The sequence below is a fragment of the Phenylobacterium sp. genome (genome assembly GCF_031425575.1).
Taxonomy (GTDB): Bacteria; Pseudomonadota; Alphaproteobacteria; order Caulobacterales; family Caulobacteraceae; genus Phenylobacterium.
In genome coordinates this window covers 1-4,149 of the sequence record NZ_JANPJP010000217.1, presented here as the reverse complement: position 1 = coordinate 4,149, position 4,149 = coordinate 1, and the positions used below count along the sequence as shown (strand labels likewise).

Sequence of the window (4,149 nt, the reverse complement as noted above, 5' to 3'; positions counted from 1 at the left end):
AAGGGCCTGCGCTCCTACGTCTCGATCATCGTCCGCTCGGCCGAGTGCCTGGACACCCACTATTTCGCGGTGCTGGTGGGGGTGGGGGCCACGGCGGTGAACGCCTATCTGGCCCAGGAAAGCTTCCAGGACCGGCTGGAGCGCGGCCTGGCGGGCGAGCTGACCCTCCACGACGTCTGCGCCAACTTCAAGCACGCCATCGAGGGCGGCCTCCTGAAGATCATCGCCAAGATGGGCATCGCGGTGATCTCGTCCTATCGCGGCGGCTACAACTTCGAGGCGGTGGGGCTGAGCCGCGCCCTGGTGGCGGAGTTCTTCCCCGGCATGCCCTCGCGCATCTCCGGCATCGGCCTGGCCGGGCTGGAGGCCAAGTCCGTCGAGGCGCATCGCCGCGCCTGGGACCCCGGAGCCATCAGCCTGCCGGTGGGGGGGCTCTACAAGGCCCGCGCCAGCGGCGAGAGCCACGCCTTCGAGGCGCGCATGATCCACACCCTGCAGGCCGCCTGCAACACCGGGGACTATGGCGCCTACCAGCGGTTCTCGGCGGGCATGCGCCGACAGCCCACCATCCAGCTGCGCGACCTGCTGGACTGGCGGAGCGGCGAACGGCCCGTGGCCCTGGACGAGGTCGAGAGCGTCAACGAGATCCGCAAGCGCTTCCTGACGCCCGGCATGAGCCTAGGGGCCTTAAGCCCAGAGGCGCACGGGGTGTTGAACATCGCCATGAACCGGATCGGGGCCAAGAGCGTCTCCGGCGAGGGTGGCGAGGACGCCGCCCGCTACAAGCCCCTGCCCAACGGCGACAACCCCAACTCGGCGGTCAAGCAGATCGCCTCGGGGCGGTTTGGGGTGACGGCGGAGTATCTCAACGAGTGCCGCGAGATCGAGATCAAGGTCAGCCAGGGCGCCAAGCCCGGCGAGGGCGGGCAGCTGCCCGGCTTCAAGGTGACCGAACTGATCGCGCGGCTGCGGCATGCGACGCCGGGGGTGATGCTGATCAGCCCGCCGCCGCATCACGACATCTATTCCATCGAGGACTTGGCCCAGCTCATCTATGACCTGAAGCAGATCAACCCCACCGCCCGGGTCTGCGTGAAGCTGGTGGCCATGACCGGCATCGGGGCGATCGCGGCGGGCGTGGCCAAGGCCAAGGCCGATGTGATCCTGATCTCCGGCAATGTCGGCGGCACCGGGGCTTCGTCCCAGACCTCGATCAAGTACGCCGGAGGCCCCTGGGAGATGGGGCTGTCGGAGGCCAACCAGGTCCTGACCCTGAACAACCTGCGCCACTCGGTGCGCCTGCGGGCCGATGGCGGCATGCGGACGGGCCGCGACGTGGTGATCGCCGCCATGCTCGGCGCCGAGGAGTTCGGCATCGGCACGGCCAGCCTTATCGCCATGGGCTGCATCATGGTGCGCCAGTGCCATTCCAACACCTGCCCGGTGGGGGTCTGCACCCAGGACGAGGCCCTGCGCGAGAAGTTCAGCGGCAGCCCGGAGAAGGTGATCAACCTCTTCACCTTCATCGCCGAGGAGGTCCGCGAAATCCTGGCTTCGCTGGGCTTCCGCTCGATCCAGGAGATCGTCGGCCGCACAGACCTGCTGCAGCAGGTCTCGCGCGGCGGCGAGCACCTGGACGACCTCGACCTCAACCCCCTGCTGGTGATGGCCGATCCGGGGCCGAACCCGCGCCATTGCGTGGTGGAGGGGCGCAATGAGGTGCCCGACACCCTGGACGCCCAGATCGTCCGCGACGCCGCGCCCCTGCTGGAGCGGGGCGAGAAGATGCAGCTGACCTACACGGTGCGGAACACCGCGCGCGCCATCGGTTCGCGGACCTCGTCGCACATCGTGCGGAAGTTCGGGATGACCGGCCTGCCCGCCGGTCACCTGACCGTGCAGCTCAAGGGCTCGGCGGGTCAGAGCCTGGGGGCCTTCGCGGTCCAGGGCCTGCGAATCGAGCTGACCGGAGAGGCCAACGACTATGTCGGCAAGGGGCTGTCCGGGGCGACCATTATTCTGCGCCCCTCGCCGCACCTGGCGGCGCCGGAGGTCAACGCCATCCTGGGCAACACCGTGCTCTATGGCGCGACCTCGGGGCGGTTGTTCGCGGCGGGTCTGGCGGGCGAGCGGTTCGGGGTGCGCAACTCCGGCGCCGTGACGGTCGTCGAGGGCTGCGGCGCCAACGGGCTGGAATACATGACCGGCGGGCGGGCGGTGATCCTGGGGCCGGTGGGCTTCAACTTCGCCGCCGGCATGACCGGGGGCATGGCCTTTGTCCTCGATTTGCACGACCGCTTCCTGACCCACCTCAACACCGACAGCGTGGTGGTGCAGCGGATCGGGACGCGGGCCTGGGAAGCGGACCTGAAGGACCTGGTGGAGGAGCATGCGCGGGAGACCGGCTCGGCCTTCGCCGCCGGCATCCTGCGCGACTGGGACCGGCATCTGGGGAAGTTCTGGCAGGTGGTCCCGAAGGAGATGGTGCATCGCCTGGACCAGCCGCTGGCCGAGGAAGAGGCGGCGCATCACAGGGCGTAGCTCTGTGAGCCGCGAGGTCCTCAAGAGTTGGAACCACGAACCACACGAACGTCGCGAACAAGGGTGTCATCCCGGAAAGCCCGCAGGGCTTGTCCGGGACCCAGACGCGCGGGGCGTGCCGGAGGGATTGGTGTGTATGGGTGGCTGCTTCGCGCCGCCGCTTCGCGGTCCCGGTCTTCGCTGTGCGAAACCGGGATGACACGTCTTGTTTGTTCGTGTGGTTCGTGTGGTTCGTGGACAATCTGATCTGACCCACCGCTGCGAACTCGCGGCAGGCAAACTCACGCCACCTCCACCCCCACATAACGCGCGCGCGGCCGGATCAGGGCGCCGGTCTGGCCTTGCTCGATGGCGTGGGCGATCCAGCCGGCGCAGCGGGCGGTGGCGAAGAGGGCGAAAGGGGCGTCGCGGGGCAGCTTGAGGGCGTCGGACATGGCCACCAGGGCGAAGTCGATATTGGGCGCCAGGCCGGTGATGTCCTCCGCGGCGGCCCGCAGGCTCGCCATCTCCGGGGTCAGCTTGAAGCGGTCCAACAGGGCGGCGGCGCGGGGGTCGTGGTCGGGATAGAGCTGATGGCCGAAGCCCGGCAGCAGGCGGTCCTCGGCCAGGCGGGCGGCGATCACGGCGCGCGCGCCGCCCTGGGCGGCCTCCGCCGCGAAGCCCCGGATGGCGGCGGGCGCCCCGCCGTGGCGAGGTCCTGAAAGCGTCGCCAGGCCCGCCAGCGCCGCAGCGGCCAGGGACGCCCCCGTCGAGGCGGCCACCCGGGCGGCGAAGGCCGAGGGGTTGAGCTCGTGGTCGGCCAGCAGCACCAGCACCCGGCGGACCAGGTCGGCCCCCGGCCCGCCGGGACCCAGGCCCCAGGCGAAGGCCAGGCGGTTATGGATCGCCCCGCCCCCCACCTCGCCGGCGATGGCGTCGGTGAGCACGTCCAGCAGGGTGGCGGCCTCGACGGCCAGGGCCAGGGGGTGGCGGCCGAGCGCCGGGGCGTCCACGCCCGCGCGGGCGGCCAGGGCCAAAAAGGCGCGCGCGGTCATGTCCGTCCCCGCCGGCGGCTGGGGCCGATCGGTGCGCTTCAGGGCGGCGCCATGGCCGCCGCGCAGCAGGCGGGCGACGGATTCCAGCGTCTCGGTCTCGGCCAACTCGACGGCGTCGCGGCCTCGATAGAACAGCCGGCCCTGGGAAATGGTGGTGATGGCCGAGACCAACACCGGCTCCCCCCAGGCGATGGCGCCCGCCGCCACCTCCGAGGCCTTACGGCTGCGGGTCTTGCGCTGAACCAGGGCGGTGATGTCGGCGGCCCGATAGAGGCTGCGGCGGGGATCGCCCGGATCGATGCGGGTCTGGACCCGGCCGCGGCTGACATAGGCGTAGAGGGTCTGGGGCCGCACACCGAGGCGTTCGCGAGCCTCGTCGGCGCCGATCCAGTCGCTGGCCTTGGTTTGCGGCATCTTATGTTGATTATGTTGATCAAGATTGACGCGTCCAGCTTGGCGGCAAATATCGCCCTTAGCAAGTTTGGAAAAAGGAGGTCCTCCCATGTCGGACGGACTGGAAGACGTCATCGCCGCCCACACCGTGATGTCCGACGTGGACGGGGCGGCGGGCCGC

3 protein-coding genes are annotated in these 4,149 nt (G+C 70.0%); 2 read left to right on the top strand and 1 reads right to left on the bottom strand.

Annotated features, from left to right (window positions below; translation table 11 throughout):
* On the top strand, nt 1-2,541 hold a 2,541-nt coding region (locus RMO97_RS12460; RefSeq protein WP_310541389.1), incomplete at its 5' end, for a glutamate synthase-related protein.
* A 281-nt stretch (nt 2,542-2,822) separates the two neighbouring features.
* Here RMO97_RS12460 and RMO97_RS12455 read toward each other — a convergent pair.
* The gene (locus RMO97_RS12455; RefSeq protein ID WP_310541388.1) at nt 2,823-3,989 is read right to left on the bottom strand and encodes a citrate synthase; all 1,167 of its coding nucleotides are present in this window, start codon (nt 3,987-3,989) and stop codon (nt 2,823-2,825) included.
* A gap of 88 nt (nt 3,990-4,077) precedes the next feature.
* Between RMO97_RS12455 and RMO97_RS12450 the strand changes: the two genes are divergently transcribed.
* Nucleotides 4,078-4,149: hypothetical protein (locus RMO97_RS12450; RefSeq protein ID WP_310541390.1), on the top strand; the 72-nt coding region annotated here is incomplete at its 3' end.